We start from the raw sequence: 15,749 nt of genomic DNA, 5'->3' as shown, positions 1-15,749 counted from the left end.
ATTGCCCAGATTGGGACTCGTCATGAAACACTGAAGTGCCCGAATTCATCTTTGACAATATCTGACTTTGCAGATAAAGTTCGGCTCATCAACCTGGAGGTCGCGATGAACCACTACTCGCCGGAAAGTTTCAGCCTGACGCAGAGCGTGGGCTTCTCGATCACCAAAGCGCGTAATGTGCTCGCGACCGAAATGGATGCCGCTCTCAAGGAACTCGACGTCTCCAGTCAGCAGATGGGCATTCTGCTGTCCATGCGGCGGGGCGTGGCGACCACGCCGTTCGAATTGTCGAAGCTCCTCGGCATCGACACGGGGCTGATGACACGCATGCTCGACAAGCTGGAAACGAGAGGTTTGCTGGAGCGCTCGCGCAGCATCGAAGACCGCCGCGTCGTCAATCTGAAGCTGACGAAGGAGGGCGAAGCGGTCGCCGCGCGGCTTCCGGAGATCGCCCCGGTGGTGCTGAACCGGCGTCTGAGAAAATTCACGAAAGCCGAATTCGAAGAATTGCGCCGTCTGCTGAACAAGTTTCTCGCGGACTAGCCACAACGCAAACGAACGCGCACAAGGACGAACAAAGGACGGATAGCGCTGTGGATGCTCGCGGCGATTTTTTTACCCAATTATCTGACAGGTCAGAAAATGAAATCACAGTTAATTCGGCGGGCGGCCGGTTCGCGGATCGCGAAGTTTGGTGTGACGGTGATCTTCGCGGCCGTGTTGTCGGCTTGCGCGAATTACGCCGGCATCTCGAGCGACAAGCAGATGGCGCAACCGCAGAGCTACGCGACTCAACAAAGCATTCCGCAGGACAATGGCCATTGGCCGGCAGCCGACTGGGCCGACCAGTTCGGCGACGCGCAACTGAAGGCCTTGCTCGTGGAAGCGCTGAAGGACAACCCGTCGGTCGAACAGGCCCGCTCCCGGGTCGCTGCGGCCGCAGCCTACAGCGACACTGCCAAAGCCGCCACGATGCCGCAAGTCGGCGCGACGTACTCGTTCACGCGCCAGCAGTTTTCGAGCACCGCGCTCGTGCCGCCGCCGACCGCCGGTTCGTGGCAATCGGAAAACAAGGCATTGCTGTCCGCTTCTTACGATCTCGACCTGTGGGGCAAGAATCGGGAAGCGCTGAAGGCCTCGCTGTCGCAACTGCAGGCAAGCCGTGCCGATGAGGAGGTAGTGAGGCTGTCGCTCACGTCGGCGATGACTCGCGCGTATAACCAGCTTGCGCGGCTCTACGCGTTGCGCGACATCGCGCAGCAGGAGATCACCCAGCGCGAGCAGATCGACCGCATCACTGCGGGGCGCATCGCCAGCGGTCTCGACACGCAAGTGGAACGCAAGACCGCGCAGGCCAATCTCGCCACCAGCCGCGCAACGCTCGCAGCGCTCGACGGCAGCATTCTCACGACCCGCTATCAGTTGGCGGCGTTGCTCGGCGCCGGGCCGGACCGCGGTCTCGCGATCACGCGGCCGACGCTCGGTGTCGGCGATGAAGTGCGTCTGCCGGACAATCTGCCCGCCGATCTCGTGAGCCGCCGTCCCGATCTGGTGGCCGCGAAATGGCGTGTGGACGCGATGACACACGACGTCAAAGAGGCCAAGGCCGAGTTCTATCCCGACATCAATCTGAGCGCAGCGATCGGCCTCGACGCGTTCGGCTTCGGCCGCTTTCTGAGCGCGGCGAGCCGCACCGCGTCGGTCGGTTCGGCGATCCACCTGCCGATCTTCGATGGCGGCCAATTGCGCGCGCAATTGAAGGGGCGCTACGCCGACTTCGATTACGCGGTGGCCACCTATAACCAGACGCTCGTCACCGCGCTATCCGAGGTCGCGACGCAACTCGCGCAAATCCGTTCGACCGATCAGCAACTCGCCGACGCCCAGGCCGCCCAGGACGCCGCCCGCGGCGCCGACCAGCTGGCGCTCACGCAGTACAAGGCCGGCCTCACGAATCAGCTGACCGTGCTGAACGCCGACACCACCGCGCTCGCCGCCGACCAGCAAGTCGCCAACCTCAGGATGAACCGGCGCGATCAGCAGATCGCATTGGCCGTAGCGCTCGGCGGCGGCTATGTCGATAGCGCCGATGCGACCACGCCGGCCGCATCGGCCGCACCGTCATCAAGCACTCGAGCCGTCATCGCCGCGCGTTGAAACGCCATCGCGACACTTTCATTGCTATCAGGAGCCACATCATGAGCGACACGATCAACACCGTCCGCACGAGTGCGGACGCGGACCCGGTTCTCAAAGCGCCGCCGCCCGCAACGAAGCGCAAGCTGCTGCTCACGCTGCTTGCCGCAACCGTCGTGGTGGCGGGCGCGACTTACGGCGCGTACTACGTCACGGTAGGCCAATATCATCAGTCCACCGACGATGCGTACGTCAGCGGCAACCTCGTGCAACTGACGCCGCAAGTGAGCGGCACGGTCGTCGCGGTGAATGCCGACGACACGCAGATCGTCAAGCAGGGCGCGCCGCTCGTCACGCTGGATAACGCCGACGCGAAGATTGCGCTCGCCGATGCGGAAGCGGCACTTGGCCAGACCGTGCGGCAGGTCAGCGGCCTCTACGTGAACAACGATTTCTACGCGGCGACCATCGCGCAACGCGAGTCCGATCTCGCGCGTGCGAACGACGACCTGAAGCGGCGGCTGGCGATCGCCGAGACGGGTGCCGTGTCCGGCGAAGACATCGCGCATGCCCGCGACGCGGTCAGCTCCGCGCAGGCCGCGCTCGACGCCGCGCGCCAGCAAGCCGAGGCCAACCACGCGCTGACCGACCGCACGTCGATCGAAGAGCACCCGAACGTGCAGGCCGCCGCGTCGAAGGTGCGCGACGCCTACCTGAATTACGCGCGCAACACGTTGCCCGCGCCGGTGACCGGCTACGTCGCGCGGCGATCGGTGCAGGTCGGCCAGCGCGTCGCGCCGGGCACACCGCTGATGGCGATCGTGCCGCTCGACGGCGTCTGGGTTGATGCGAACTTCAAGGAAGGCCAGCTCAAGCACATGCGCATCGGTCAGCCCGTCACGCTTTGCGCCGACGTGTACGGCTCGGGCGTCAAGTATCACGGCAGAGTAGTGGGCTTCTCGGCGGGGACGGGCGCCGCCTTCGCGGTGTTGCCCGCGCAGAACGCCACCGGCAACTGGATCAAGGTCGTGCAGCGGCTGCCGGCGCGAATCCAGCTCGATCAGCGCGAACTGGAGGCGCATCCGCTGCGGATCGGTCTGTCGATGCAGGTCGACGTCGACACGCGCGAGCAGTCGGGCGCCCAGCTCGGCGCGGCGGCCGGCACTTCGTATCGCACGGATGTGTTCGCGCAGTATGGCGCCGATGCGGACGTCGAAATTGCCAGGATCATCGCGCGCAACATGCCGGCGAAGCGCGAGATGGCGGCGAGCACGACGCAGAAGAACACAGCGCAGAAGAACACAACGCCCAAAGCGGGTTGACGCGGCAGTCGTCCGAGCCGGTTTGTTTCGCCCAATTAACTGACAAGTCAGATATTTTCACTTTCCCCGACAGGTGATGACATGAATGGATCTAGCAACGTAGCGGCGCTGCCGCCTTTGACCGGCGGCAAGCTCGTGCTGGCGACGCTTGCCGTGGCGCTGGCCACGTTTATGAACGTGCTGGACTCGTCGATCGCGAACGTGGCGATTCCGACGATCGCCGGCAACCTGGGCGTGTCGGTGGACGAGGGGACCTGGGTCATCACGCTGTTCGCGGCCGCCAATGCGATCGCGATTCCGCTGACCGGCTGGCTCACGCAGCGCGTCGGGCAGATCAGGCTGTTCGTGGGGGCGATCCTGTTGTTCGTGCTGTCGTCGTGGCTTTGCGGCATCGCGCCGAATCTGCCGGTGCTGCTCGCCGCGCGGATCGTGCAAGGCGCGGTGGCGGGTCCGTTGATTCCGCTGTCGCAAGCGATCCTGCTCGGCTCGTATCCGAAGGAGAAAAGCTCGCATGCGCTGGCGTTATGGGCGATGACCGCAACGGTCGGCCCGATCGCCGGCCCGGCGCTCGGTGGCTGGATTACCGACAGCTACTCGTGGTCGTGGATCTTCTATATCAACATCCCGGTGGGCCTGTTTGCCGCCGGCGTGACGTGGGCCATTTATCGCACCCGCGAGACCCCGACGAGGCGTTTGCCGATCGACAAGGTCGGGCTGATCTCGCTGATCGCGTGGGTCGGCTCGTTGCAGATCATGCTCGACAAGGGCAAGGACCTCGACTGGTTTAGCTCGCCAGTGATCGTCGCGTTGACCCTATTCGCCGCGATCAGCTTCGCGTTCTTCGTGATCTGGGAGTTGACCGAAAAGAATCCGATCGTCGATCTGAAATTGTTCGGAAAACGAAATTTCCTCGGCGGCACGATTGCCATTTCAGTGGCCTATGCGGTGTTTTTCTCGAACCTCGTGCTGTTGCCGCAATGGATGCAAGAATATCTGAACTACCGCTCCGTGGATGCGGGTCTCGCGACCGCACCGCTCGGCATCTTCGCAGTGATCCTCGCACCGGTGATCGCGAAGCTCATGCCGAAGTCGGATGCGAGGGTCCTGGCGACGCTGGCATTCGTGGGCTTCGCCGTGGTGTTCTTCATGCGCTCGCACTACACGACGGGCGTGGATACCTGGACGCTCGTCGTGCCGACCCTGCTGCAAGGCTTTCCGACCGCGTTCTTCTTCGTGCCGCTCACCGCGATCATTCTCTCGGGCCTCTCCGCCGACAGGATTCCGGCGGCGGCGGGGCTGTCGAATTTCGTGCGGGTGTTTGCCGGCGCGGTGGGCACGTCGCTGGCGTCGACGGGATGGAACGATCGGACGATCATGCACCACGCGCGGTTGGCCGAGCAGACGAGTGTCGACAGTCCGGTCTTCACGTCCGCGCTGGACTCGCTGCACGGCTCACTCGGTGGCAGCCCCGCTCAGGCGCTGACGTTCTTCGAACACTCGATGAACACGCAGGCGGCGATGCTCGGGCTGAACGATATTTTCTGGCTGTCGGCGGTGATCTTCGTGTTGATCATTCCGCTGATCTGGGTGACGAAGCCCGATCATGCAAGTGCAGCCGCCGCCGCGGGAGCAGGCGGGCATTGAGCGGGGAGCGGGCGGCTTTGCGGCCGCTCGCTGATGGGGGCGCTTGAGAAAACGGAATATAAAGCACGTTTAGCCATTAACGCTTGTGCTTGCTGTCGTAGGGCAATTGTCCTAGAATCGCCGCCATCATGCTTGGGACAATTGTCCTGGGCTGCACTGGAGAGGCAAGCACATGGGGACACGCGAACAGATCGTGGATGCCGCGAACCGGTTGTTCTACGAACAGGGCTACGAGCCAACCTCGTTCGCGTCGATTGCAGAAGCAGTCGGGATTTCCCGGGGCAATTTCTATTACCACTTCAAAACCAAGGACGAAATCCTCGAGGCGGTTATCCAGGCGCGCCTTGCAAGTACGCGCGAAATGCTGGCCTGCTGGTATGAAGGCGCAGCTTCACCACTGGAGAGAATCCAGCGGTTTGTGGAGATCGTGATTGCCAACCGGAAGGACATTGAAAACTACGGATGCCCGGTCGGAACCCTGACGAACGAACTCGCCAAGCTGGAACATCCTTTGCGTGCCCAGGCTGCAGGTGTTTTCGAGACTTTCCGCAATTGGCTGCGCGAGCAATTCGAGGCACTTGGCCGCCAGGCAGACGCGAACGATCTTGCATTGCATGTCCTGACGTTCAGTCAGGGAGTCGCCACATTGTTGAACGCATTCGGCGACCACGACTATGCGCAGCGTGAAGTGAACCGGCTCAATGCCTGGCTCATCGCGCAGTTTGCCAACGCCAACGATGTAGCTACCCGCACAGCGTAACGAGCCGACGAGCAATTGTGCATCCACTCGTTTCCTGTTTCGACCTTTCGCAAGGAGAATTCACTTGTACGTTGTTCTGCTTCGCTTTTCTGCCAACAAGACTCGGGCGCCTGAGCACATGGCTGCGCATCGCGAATGGATCGGGAAAGGCATCGATGAGGGAGTTTTCCTACTTGTCGGCAGCATTCGCTCTGGGCAAGGCGGAGCCATTCTTGTCGCAGGCCCGACGTTCGAAGAGCTGCAAGCCCGTGTCAATAACGATCCGTTCGTGGTTCACGACATTGTCAAGGCCGAGATCGTTGACATCGAGCCTAACATTAGCTCTCCTGAATTGGCGTTCCTGAGCAACTGACGAAACAGGGAGGAGAAGTACATGGATCTCTTTGTGGCACCCGACGGACGCCCCCGTTGTGGCTGGGCTGGAACGGCTCCCGAGTTTCTCGCCTATCACGACAATGAGTGGGGCTACCCGGTGGCGGACGACATCCGGCTATTCGAAAAGATCAGTCTCGAAGGTTTCCAGTCGGGATTGAGCTGGCGCACGATCCTTGTCAAACGGGAAAATTTCCGCGATGCCTTCGACGGCTTCAACTTTCACGTTATTTCCGGCTACGACCAGCGCGATGTCAACCGGCTTCTCATGAACGCAGGAATCATCCGGCACAAAGGCAAGATTGAGGCCGTAATCAACAATGCCCGCAAAGCCGTCGAACTCCAGGCTGAGTCGGGCTCGCTCGCCAACTTCTTCTGGAGATACGAACCTGCACCCGACGAATGTGACGCGCCACAGAGTGCATCGACATCTCCCGCGTCGATCGCTCTGTCGAAAGAACTGAAGCGGCGGGGCTGGAAGTTCGTCGGGCCCACGACGATGTTCGCCTTCATGCAGGCTATGGGTTTGATCAATGATCATGTGCCCGGCTGCGTGATTCGTTCCGCGGCAGCAGAGGCAAGGCGCATTCGTTCAGGCCTGAAGACGCGAAGTGAGTGAATATCCAGGCTGGCTATGTTCTTCGGTTAGCGCTCAGACGCCTCCGGCAGCGATCGCAACGACCGGAATTTCCCCTCCTGCAATTTCTGGCTGTGTCGCCACACGTAGTCGCCGGTCAGATTGATATGCTCCCAGCTGAGAGGTAATGACAACAGCAAACCTGCATCGGGTGGGGCACCGCGTGCGAGCATCGCGTGGACAACTCGTTCGATGCGGCCGATCTTGCGCAGTGCGACGGCCAGGCATAGCGTGCTTTATTTTCCGTTTTCTGAAGCGCCCCCCCAGATGTGCTCATAGCGCGCGCAAGACAAAGCTCAAACGCAGCCACCATCGCCTTCCCGTTGCAGCAGCGACTAATGTCATCGCTTGTGGTTTGGCACGCGTTTGACGAACGGTCCGCCCGAAAAATCGATCGACGCACGGCCTCGAGGCTCGGCCTTCGCGCGGGAACGGCGAGCAGGGCGGCCGGGCGTCGTTTCGGTACGCGCCGTCGCCCGCGCCGTTGGCAATTGTCGCGACATGGTTTCGAGACGCTGGCGCAGCAGGTCGGCGGATGCAAGCCGCTCGGCGAGTAACGCGTCCTTCTCCGATAGTTGCGCGTCAATCACCGCACATCGTGCTGTCGACGCGGCCAGTTCAGCTTTCGCGGTGGCGAGCCCATCACGCAGAGCGTCGCGCTCCGAGCGATGTTCAGCCTCCAGCAGCGCGATCCGTTCATTGGCGCTCTGGAGCTCTTTGCGCGCTCGGCTGGCCGCCGCCCGTTCACTCTCGATCTCAAGCAGCGCGCGCTTTTCCGCGGCGGCCAGCCTCTGTTCGTTCTGATCGTGCGATCGGCGCAGTTTGGCCAGTTCCTCGGCGAAATCGCGTCTGGCGTCCGCCAGCGCGGCGGCGCCCGCCGCGATCTCGTCCTTCGACGCAGCCAATTGCGCCGTCAGCATGTCGTTGGCGGTCTGCAGCTCGACGAGGCGCGCTTCAAGCCCGCTGATCTGCTGGACGAGCGTAGCGGCGCTGCTCGCAGCCTGTTCGGCTTTCAGCGCCGCGTCATTGCGTTGCGACTCCATCTCCTGTGCCCGCTGGCGTGCGGCCGCGACGTCCGACTGCGCTTCCTGCCTGAACGCATCCAGCGCGGCGGTCGCGGCATCGTTCGATAGCCGCCAGAGGTTGGCGGCCAGTTCACCGGCCGCGGTTGCGACTTCAGGCGGCAAGTCCGGGCGGCCGACATCGACCCGGGTCTTTTCGCGCACTTCGACCCAGAAGTCGCGCAGCGCCTTGGCCGGCGCGCTCATGCTGCCTTTGCGCACCAGCTGATACAGACGGTTCGCGGTCGGTGTTTCGCCGTAGCGGAAAAACATTAGCGCGCAGACCTCGCGATACAGAGCCTGCGTGTCTGATGCATGTTCGCGGACAGCTTCAATGTCGGTTTCGAGGGTCATGGGCGCGCGTGCGGACACATTAAAAGGATAGATTCGTTGATAATACAACGTAATATATAAAAAATCACGCTCTATCCATCAACATACACGACATTAGTACTATAATGTCGTGTGCTATCCATAGTTGCCTGATTTGCCGTTTCCCGCGCCATCCGGAGTGCTCAAACAGTGTCCAATGCCCAGCTCGTTACCGTACAGCCTGTCGAATCGCTCGCCGTACCGGAAAGTCTCGACGGCCGCGACGGCATCAATCGTGGCCCGATCGAAAATTCGCAGCTCTCGGCCCGCAATGATCTGGACGCGGTGCGCGCGTGGCTGTCGAACTACGCGGACACCAAAACCACGTTCGACAACTATCGCAAGGAAGCCGAGCGGCTGCTGCTGTGGGCCGTCGTGCAACTCGGCAAGCCGCTGTCGTCGCTCACGCATGAAGATCTGCTGATCTTCAAGACGTTTCTCGTCGATCCGCAGCCCGCGAGCCGCTGGGTGTCCGCCAATGGCGGCAAGTATCCGCGCGGCGACGAACGCTGGCGACCGTTCAATGGGCCGCTGTCGCCGGCCAGCCAGCGTCAGGCGCTGATCATTCTGAACGCGATGTTCACCTGGCTGGTCAACGCCGGGTATCTGCGCGGCAATCCGATGGCACTGTTGCGCCAACGTGCGAGGCGCTCGGCGCCGCGAGTGACGCGCTATCTGTCGAGCTCTCTGTGGGATGAAGTCAAGCTGTTCGTCGAACAATTGCCGCAGGAAACCGACGCCCAACGCGCGTACTACGCCCGTTGCCGGTGGCTGACCACGCTGTTCTATCTGCAGGGCATGCGCATTTCCGAGGTCGCCGGCGGCCAGATGGGCAACTTTTTCAGAAAGCTCGGCGCGGACGGCCAGGATCAATGGTGGCTCGAAACGCTGGGCAAGGGCGACAAGGAACGGATCGTTCCCGTTTCGGCCGAACTGGTCCAGGAACTGCGCAGCTATCGGACACTGAATGGCCTCGCCGCCCTGCCCACCCGGTCCGAGGAAACGCCGCTCGTCATTCCATTCAAAGGCAGAAACCGTTGCCTGTCCCGCTCGGCGATCCACGATGCGATCAAGAGCATCTTCGGCGGCGCCGCGTCGTGGCTGCGCGGCAGAGCAACGGAGTTCGCCGACCGTGCCGACGAACTCGAACGGGCGTCGGCTCACTGGCTTCGACACACCGCCGGTTCTCATCAGGCCGATGGCGGTGTTGATTTGCGCACCATCCGTGACAATCTTGGCCATGTATCGCTGAACACGACGAGTCTTTATCTGCACACGGAAGACGACGCACGGCATACGGAAACCGTTAATCGTCACCGGATGAACTGGGGGGCGTCCCAAACTAAAGACGAGGATACGGGCAATACTTAATGCAGAGACGCCTGATGCGAGTCACGTGCTAATCAAATTCCCCGCAAATAGGTGCCGCTTTGCTGCTTTGCTGCTTTGCTGCTTTGCTGCTTTGCTGCTTTGCTGCTTTGCTGCTTTGCTGCTTTGCTGCTTTGCTGCTTTGCTGCTTTGTAATGCAGCGTAATAGCCACTTCGACGAGGCACGCGCGATCGAGGGCAATGCGGCAAACCGGCTTGGCGCGTGTGCAGCGCCATCTGTCGGCAAGCGCACCGGGGTTCACCGGATCGAAACCGAACTGACCGAGCAGTTCGCTCGCGACGCGTGCTGCGTGCGCGCACCCGCCGCCAGCCCGCACAATTCGCTCGCAACCACCCGCCAATCTCGCCCCATTGCCCGCTAGAATTGCCGGCTTTGCCCGCTTCGGGCACGCCACAAGGCAAAATACGGGTTTTGCGCGCGCCGCACACGCCGCCACGGCGAGTTGAGCGCGCGTCGGCGGCAAGCCTGCCTGCGCTCTTCGCAACCACGCAGGATGCCGGCCCGCACAAGGCTAGCCAAGGCTGCGCGGCCCACCGCGGGCGGCGCGGCCAGGACAGCTCGTCCTTTGACAGCGCACCTCAGGAGCATTTATGACCGATTCGAACCCATCTTTCCTCGGCAGGATTTCACTTGCCGTCAGCACGTTTTTCCGCATCCTCGGCGACGGCGAATTCGCCGCCAGCGTGCTGCGTCTGCGCCAGGGCCGTGCCGCCACCGCGCCCGCACCGACTGCCGCCCCTGCCCCCGCCCCGCAACCCGCACCCACGCTCAAGCAAGCCAGCCCCGACGCGGCGCTGCAACTGCTCGGCCTGTTGCAACGGGACGCGCGCTTCATCGATTTCGTCGAGGAAGACATCAAGAGCTACAGCGACGCCGACATCGGTGCCGCCGCGCGCCTCGTGCACGACGGTTGCCGCGCGACGCTGCGCGAGCATTTCACGATCCGCCCGGTGCGCGACGAAGCCGAAGGCAGCCGCGTCACGCTGCCCGAGGGTTTCGACGCGAGCGCGGTGCGCCTGACCGGCAATGTGGTCGGCAAGGCGCCGTTCAGCGGTAGCATCAGCCATCGCGGCTGGCGCGTCGACGAAGTGCGTCTGCCGAAACTGACCGACAGCCATAACGCCAACGTGATCGCACCGGCCGAGGTGGAGCTATGAGCGACGCACGCTATTCCATCGGTATCGACCTGGGCACCACTCACTGCGCGCTGTCCTTCGTCGACACGAGCGCGAGCGACGGTGAGAAAACCGCCCAGGGCGTACTGCCGATCGCGCAGCTCACGGGCCCCGGCGCGATCGACAACCTCGAGCTGCTGCCCTCCTTTCTCTATCTGCCGCATCCCGACGAACTGGCCTCAGGCGATCTCTATCTGCCGTGGACCGGCCAGCGCGAGTTCGCGGTCGGCGAGCTTGCCCGCAGCCGCGGCGCGGCCACGCCGATCCGGCTGGTGTCGAGCGCAAAGAGCTGGCTGTGCCATCCGGGCGTCGATCGCCGTGCGGCGATCCTGCCCAACGACGCGCCGCCCGAAGTCGCACGCGTCTCGCCGCTCGAAAGCTCGGTGCGCTATCTGACGCATCTGCGCGAGGCGTGGGACCACGCGCATCCCGACGCGCCGTTCGGCGAGCAGGACATCACGGTGACGATCCCCGCGTCATTCGATCCGGCCGCCCGCGAGCTGACCGCCGAAGCGGCCGAGGCCGCCGGCTACGGCCGCATGACCTTGCTGGAAGAACCGCAGGCGGCGCTATATAGCTGGATTCAGAAGAGCGACGGGCAGTGGCGCAAGCAGGTCAAGGTCGGCGACATCATCCTCGTGGTCGACGTGGGCGGCGGCACGACCGATCTCTCGCTGATCGCGGTGATCGAGCGCGAAGGCAATCTCGAACTGCATCGCGTCGCGGTCGGCGAACACATCCTGCTCGGCGGCGACAACATGGACCTCGCGCTCGCGCATGTGGTCGCGCGCAAGCTCGCGGCGCAAGGCACCCAGGCCGACGCGTGGCAACTGCGCGCCCTCACCTACGCATGCCGCTCGGCCAAGGAGACGCTGCTGTCCGATCCCGCCACCGATACCGTGCCGCTGGTCGTGCCGAGCCGCGGCTCGAAGCTGATCGGCGGCTCGATCCGCACTGAGCTCACGCGCACGGAGCTGACGCAGACGATCCTCGAAGGCTTCTTCCCGCAGGTGGACAGCGCGGCGCGCCCGGTGAGCCGCGCCCGCGTCGGCCTGACGCAACTCGGCCTGCCCTACGCGCAGGACGCGGGCATCACGCGGCATCTGGCAGCCTTCCTTGGCCGGCAGGTGGGCGCGCTGGCCGAACTCGAAGGTCTGCGCGGCACGGCTGGCAACCTGGTTGGCAACCTGGGTGGTGACGCGGGTGACAACGCCGCCGTGGACGGCGCGAGCTTCCTGCACCCCACCGCCGTGCTGTTCAACGGCGGCGTGTTCAAGTCGCCGCTGCTGATCGAACGCATCATGGGCACGCTCAACAGCTGGCTCGCGGCGGAAGGCGCGGCACCGGCACGGCTGCTCGAAGGCGCGGACCTCGATCTGGCCGTCGCGCGTGGCGCGGCCTATTACGGCTACGTGCGACGTGGCAAGGGCGTGCGGATTCGCGGCGGCACCGCACGCGCGTACTACATCGCGATCGAATCGGCGATGCCGGCCGTGCCCGGCCTCGAGCCGCCCGTGCAGGCGCTGTGCATCGCGCCGTTCGGCATGGAGGAAGGCACGGAGGCCGCGCTGCCGGCGCAGGAGTTCGGCCTCGTGGTCGGCGAGCCGGTGCACTTCCGCTTCTTTGGGTCGTCGGTGCGTCGCCAGGACCAGGTCGGCACGCTGCTCGACTACTGGGGTCCCGAGGAGTTGCAGGAGCTCGACGAAATCGAGGCGTCGCTGCCGGCCGCCGGCCGCACCCCCGGCGAAGTCGTGCCGGTGAAACTGCATGCGCGCGTCACCGAAGCGGGCACGCTCGAGCTCGAAGCGATTCCGCGTGACTCCGACGAGCGCTGGAAAGTCGAGTTCGACGTGCGCGGCAACGCGCCTGCGTGAATGAGATGAAGCGGTACAGCGTCGGCATCGATCTCGGCACCAGCAACACGGTGCTTGCGTACGCGCAGACCGGTTCGCCGGGGCAGCCACAGCCGATTCGCGTGTTCGAGATCGAGCAGCTGGTGAGTCCCGGTGAAGTCGCCGCGCGGCCGCTGCTGCCCTCGGTGCGTTATCACGCGGCCGAAGGCGAGCTGAGCGCGGGCGATCTGCAATTGCCGTGGTCGCGTGCGGATCACGCAGTGGGCGACGCCGCAGCCCCGGTCGTGATCGGCCGGCTTGCGCGCCTGCTCGGCGCGCAGGTGCCGGGGCGTCTGGTGGCAAGCGCGAAGAGCTGGCTGTCGCACGCATCGGTCGACCGCGTCGCGCCGATCCTGCCGTGGGGCGCCGCTGACGACGTCCGCAAGGTCTCCCCCGTCGAGGCCAGCGCGAGCTATCTGGCGCACGTGCGCGCCGCGTGGAATCGGCGCTTTGCCGACGCGCCGCTCGAACAGCAGGAGGTGGTGCTCACAGTGCCCGCATCGTTCGACGAAGGCGCGCGGGCGCTGACAGTGGAAGCGGCGCGCATCGCTGGCCTGCCCGGGTTGCGCTTGCTGGAAGAGCCGCAAGCCGCGTTCTACGACTGGCTGTTTCATCATCGCGAACGGCTCGCGAGCGAACTTGCGCACACGCGACTCGTGCTGATCTGCGACGTCGGCGGCGGCACCACCGATCTCACGCTGATCGAAGTGAGCCTGCGCGACGGCGAGCCGCAACTCACGCGCATCGGCGTGGGCAATCATCTGATGCTCGGCGGCGACAATATGGATCTGGCGCTCGCGCATCTGGTCGAAGCGCGGCTGCCGGGCAGCGACGGGCGCACGCGTTTGTCGGCGGCCAGCCTGTCGCAACTGGTCGAACGCTGCCGCGGCGCGAAGGAACAACTGCTCGGTCCGGATGCGCCCGATTCGGCGTCGATTACGCTACTCGGCGCGGGGTCGAAGCTGATCGGCGGCGCGCGCACCGTGCAGGTCACGCGCGAGGAAGTCGAGCGGGTCATCGTCGATGGCTTCTTTCCGGCGGTGGCATCGCATGAACGGCCAGGCAGGCCGCGCGGCGCGATCGTCGAATTCGGCCTGCCCTACGCGACCGACGCCGCGGTCACGCGCCATATCGCGGCGTTTCTGGGCCGCTTCGCGGCGCAATCGCGCAAAGCGCTGGGCGCTGACTCTGCCACTGCCACTAGCGGCAACGGCGGCGACGCAAGCAGCGACTCGGGCAGCAAAACAGACAGCGAAACAGGCAACAACGCAGCCAGCGACGCAGGCAGCGAGCGCGCCGAAGACACCCTGCCCGTGCCCGACACGCTGCTGCTCAACGGCGGCGTGTTCCGCGCCGAAGCGCTCACGCGACGTCTCGCCGAAACCTTGGGCAACTGGCGCGGCACCGCGCTCAACGTGCTGCACAACGACAATCCCGACGTGGCCGTCGCCCGCGGGGCGGTCGCCTACTCGCTGGCACGCGCGGGCAGCGCGCCGAAAATCGGCGGCGGTTCGCCGCGCAGCTATTTCCTCGTGCTCGACGACACCGCCAACGGTGAGGACAACGACGCACCCGCGCAACGCGGCATCTGTCTGCTGCCGCGCGGCACCGAAGAAGGCCACGAAATCCTCATCGCGGATCGGACGTTCGCGCTGCGCCTCGGGCATCCGGTGCGCTTTCACCTGGTGTCGTCGAGCGCGGATACGGTTTATCGAGCCGGCGAGCTGACCGATCTGGCGAATGGCGACTTCGTGCGCCTGCCGCCGATTGCGACCGTCGTGCAGCCGCGCGGCGAACGCGGCGCAGGCGAAACCCGCGTGCAGATCGCGACGTCGCTCACCGAAGTCGGCACGCTCGACGTGCACTGCATCGAGCTCGACGATCCCGCGCAACGCTGGCTGCTCGAATTCCAGTTGCGCGGCAAAGACGCACACGGGCATGCGCTGGCCGACGCCGCGCCGGCCCGGCATCCGGCGCTCGACGACGCGCTCGAACAGATCGATCGCTGCTTCGGCTCGCGCACGCAAAAGGTCGACCCCAAAGAAATCAAACGGCTGCGCACGCGACTCGAACAACTGCTTGGGCCGCGCGACAGCTGGAACAGCGCGCTACTGCGCGAGCTGTTCGGCGCGTTATGGGAACGCGCACGCCGTCGACGGCGTTCGGCGGATCACGAGCGGCTTTGGCTGAATCTGGCCGGCTATTGCGTACGGCCCGGCTTCGGCTATGCGCTCGACGAATGGCGCGTCGAGCAGCTCTGGTCGCTGTTCGACGACGGCATTCAATACGTCAACGAGGGCCAGGTCTGGTCGGAGTGGTGGACGCTCTGGCGGCGTGCCGCTGGCGGCCTCGACGAAAGCGCGCAATTGCGCGTGCTCGATGCGATGGCGTATCTGCAGGCAGCCGCGCAATCGCGCCACAAGCTACCGTTCGACGTCGCGAAGACGGGCTTCACCGACATGGTTCGATTGAGCGCGTCGCTCGAACGGATTCCGGTCGAACGCAAGATCGAACTCGGCGAGTCGGTGCTGACGCGGCTGAAGAAGCCTGCCGAAAATCATCAGAGCTGGTGGGCGGTCGGGCGCATCGGCGCGCGGCGGCCGTTCTACGGTAGCGCGCATAGCGTCGTGCCGCCGGAGATCGCCGGACAGTGGCTGAACACGATACTCGCGCTCGACTGGAAGAAGGTCGACCCCGCCGCGTTCGCCGCCGTGCAGATCGCCCGCATGACCGGCGACCGCTCGCGCGACCTGCCCGACGACTTGCGCAAGGCGGTCGTGCGCCGGCTGGAGACGGCCAATGCGCCGCGCGCATGGGTCATGATGGTGAGCGAGAGCGTGGAGCTCGATAACGCCGACGAAGGCCGCGTGTTTGGCGAATCCTTGCCCGCAGGGTTGAAGCTGATCGCGAGTTGAAGCCCGGATTTCGCTGCGTGCAGTCTCAGCCAACCCGACTCGCGCGACACAATGCAATGCCACCGGGATCGGC

The 15,749-nt window shown here is 64.3% G+C and carries 13 protein-coding genes; 11 read left to right on the top strand and 2 right to left on the bottom strand.

Annotated elements, in window-relative coordinates; all coding sequences use genetic code 11:
- The first annotated feature begins 105 nt into the window (after positions 1 to 105).
- The 7 genes from BN2475_RS10150 to BN2475_RS10120 all read left to right on the top strand — a co-directional run bounded on the left by BN2475_RS10150 (position 106) and on the right by BN2475_RS10120 (position 6,853).
- On the top strand, positions 106 to 543 hold the full coding sequence (locus tag BN2475_RS10150) for a MarR family winged helix-turn-helix transcriptional regulator (protein WP_094779389.1): 438 nt from the start codon (positions 106 to 108) through the stop codon (positions 541 to 543).
- 99 nt (positions 544 to 642) lie between these two features.
- The gene (locus BN2475_RS10145) at positions 643 to 2,157 is read left to right on the top strand and encodes an efflux transporter outer membrane subunit (protein ID WP_094779477.1); all 1,515 of its coding nucleotides are present in this window, start codon (positions 643 to 645) and stop codon (positions 2,155 to 2,157) included.
- Between the two features lie 41 nt (positions 2,158 to 2,198).
- The gene (locus BN2475_RS10140; RefSeq protein ID WP_094779388.1) at positions 2,199 to 3,458 is read left to right on the top strand and encodes an HlyD/EmrA/EmrK family protein; all 1,260 of its coding nucleotides are present in this window, start codon (positions 2,199 to 2,201) and stop codon (positions 3,456 to 3,458) included.
- Between the two features lie 81 nt (positions 3,459 to 3,539).
- Positions 3,540 to 5,102 (top strand): DHA2 family efflux MFS transporter permease subunit, encoded by a 1,563-nt coding sequence (locus BN2475_RS10135; protein WP_094779387.1) that lies wholly within the window; start codon positions 3,540 to 3,542, stop codon positions 5,100 to 5,102.
- A gap of 172 nt (positions 5,103 to 5,274) precedes the next feature.
- A complete protein-coding gene (locus BN2475_RS10130) occupies positions 5,275 to 5,862 on the top strand; it encodes a TetR/AcrR family transcriptional regulator (protein WP_094779386.1) in 588 nt (195 codons plus the stop codon).
- Positions 5,863 to 5,926: 64 nt separating this feature from the next.
- Positions 5,927 to 6,214: a YciI family protein gene (locus tag BN2475_RS10125; protein ID WP_094779385.1), complete on the top strand. Its 288-nt coding sequence runs from the start codon at positions 5,927 to 5,929 to the stop codon at positions 6,212 to 6,214.
- A gap of 21 nt (positions 6,215 to 6,235) precedes the next feature.
- Positions 6,236 to 6,853 carry a DNA-3-methyladenine glycosylase I gene (locus BN2475_RS10120; protein WP_094779384.1) on the top strand — a complete coding sequence of 206 codons (618 nt, stop codon included), beginning with the start codon at positions 6,236 to 6,238 and terminating at the stop codon, positions 6,851 to 6,853.
- 359 nt (positions 6,854 to 7,212) lie between these two features.
- Here the strand turns inward: BN2475_RS10120 and BN2475_RS10115 are convergent, their stop codons facing one another.
- Positions 7,213 to 8,286 (bottom strand): DNA-binding protein, encoded by a 1,074-nt coding sequence (locus BN2475_RS10115; RefSeq protein ID WP_094779383.1) that lies wholly within the window; start codon positions 8,284 to 8,286, stop codon positions 7,213 to 7,215.
- A 168-nt stretch (positions 8,287 to 8,454) separates the two neighbouring features.
- Between BN2475_RS10115 and BN2475_RS10110 the strand changes: the two genes are divergently transcribed.
- Positions 8,455 to 9,675, top strand: a complete 1,221-nt coding sequence (locus BN2475_RS10110) for a tyrosine-type recombinase/integrase (RefSeq protein ID WP_174641920.1) — start codon at positions 8,455 to 8,457, stop codon at positions 9,673 to 9,675.
- Between the two features lie 32 nt (positions 9,676 to 9,707).
- Here the strand turns inward: BN2475_RS10110 and BN2475_RS34840 are convergent, their stop codons facing one another.
- On the bottom strand, positions 9,708 to 10,010 hold the full coding sequence (locus BN2475_RS34840; RefSeq protein WP_174641918.1) for a hypothetical protein: 303 nt from the start codon (positions 10,008 to 10,010) through the stop codon (positions 9,708 to 9,710).
- 274 nt (positions 10,011 to 10,284) lie between these two features.
- Here BN2475_RS34840 and BN2475_RS10100 point away from each other — a divergent pair, with 274 nt between their 5' ends.
- Genes BN2475_RS10100 through BN2475_RS10090 form a run of 3 tightly spaced genes read left to right on the top strand, consistent with a single transcriptional unit; the run spans position 10,285 to position 15,676 of the window.
- On the top strand, positions 10,285 to 10,851 hold the full coding sequence (locus BN2475_RS10100) for a DUF2760 domain-containing protein (protein ID WP_094779381.1): 567 nt from the start codon (positions 10,285 to 10,287) through the stop codon (positions 10,849 to 10,851).
- A complete protein-coding gene (locus BN2475_RS10095; RefSeq protein WP_094779380.1) occupies positions 10,848 to 12,743 on the top strand; it encodes an Hsp70 family protein in 1,896 nt (631 codons plus the stop codon). The genes BN2475_RS10100 and BN2475_RS10095 overlap by 4 nt, the downstream gene beginning before the upstream one ends.
- Entirely contained in the window at positions 12,740 to 15,676 is a 2,937-nt protein-coding gene (locus BN2475_RS10090; RefSeq protein ID WP_174641916.1) for an Hsp70 family protein, read from the top strand. The genes BN2475_RS10095 and BN2475_RS10090 overlap by 4 nt, the downstream gene beginning before the upstream one ends.
- Positions 15,677 to 15,749: the final 73 nt, after the last annotated feature.

The organism is Paraburkholderia ribeironis, assembly GCF_900019265.1.
Taxonomy (GTDB): Bacteria; Pseudomonadota; Gammaproteobacteria; order Burkholderiales; family Burkholderiaceae; genus Paraburkholderia; species Paraburkholderia ribeironis.
The sequence above is the reverse complement of the archived record's forward strand: the minus strand, read 5'-3'. Positions and strand labels throughout refer to the sequence as shown.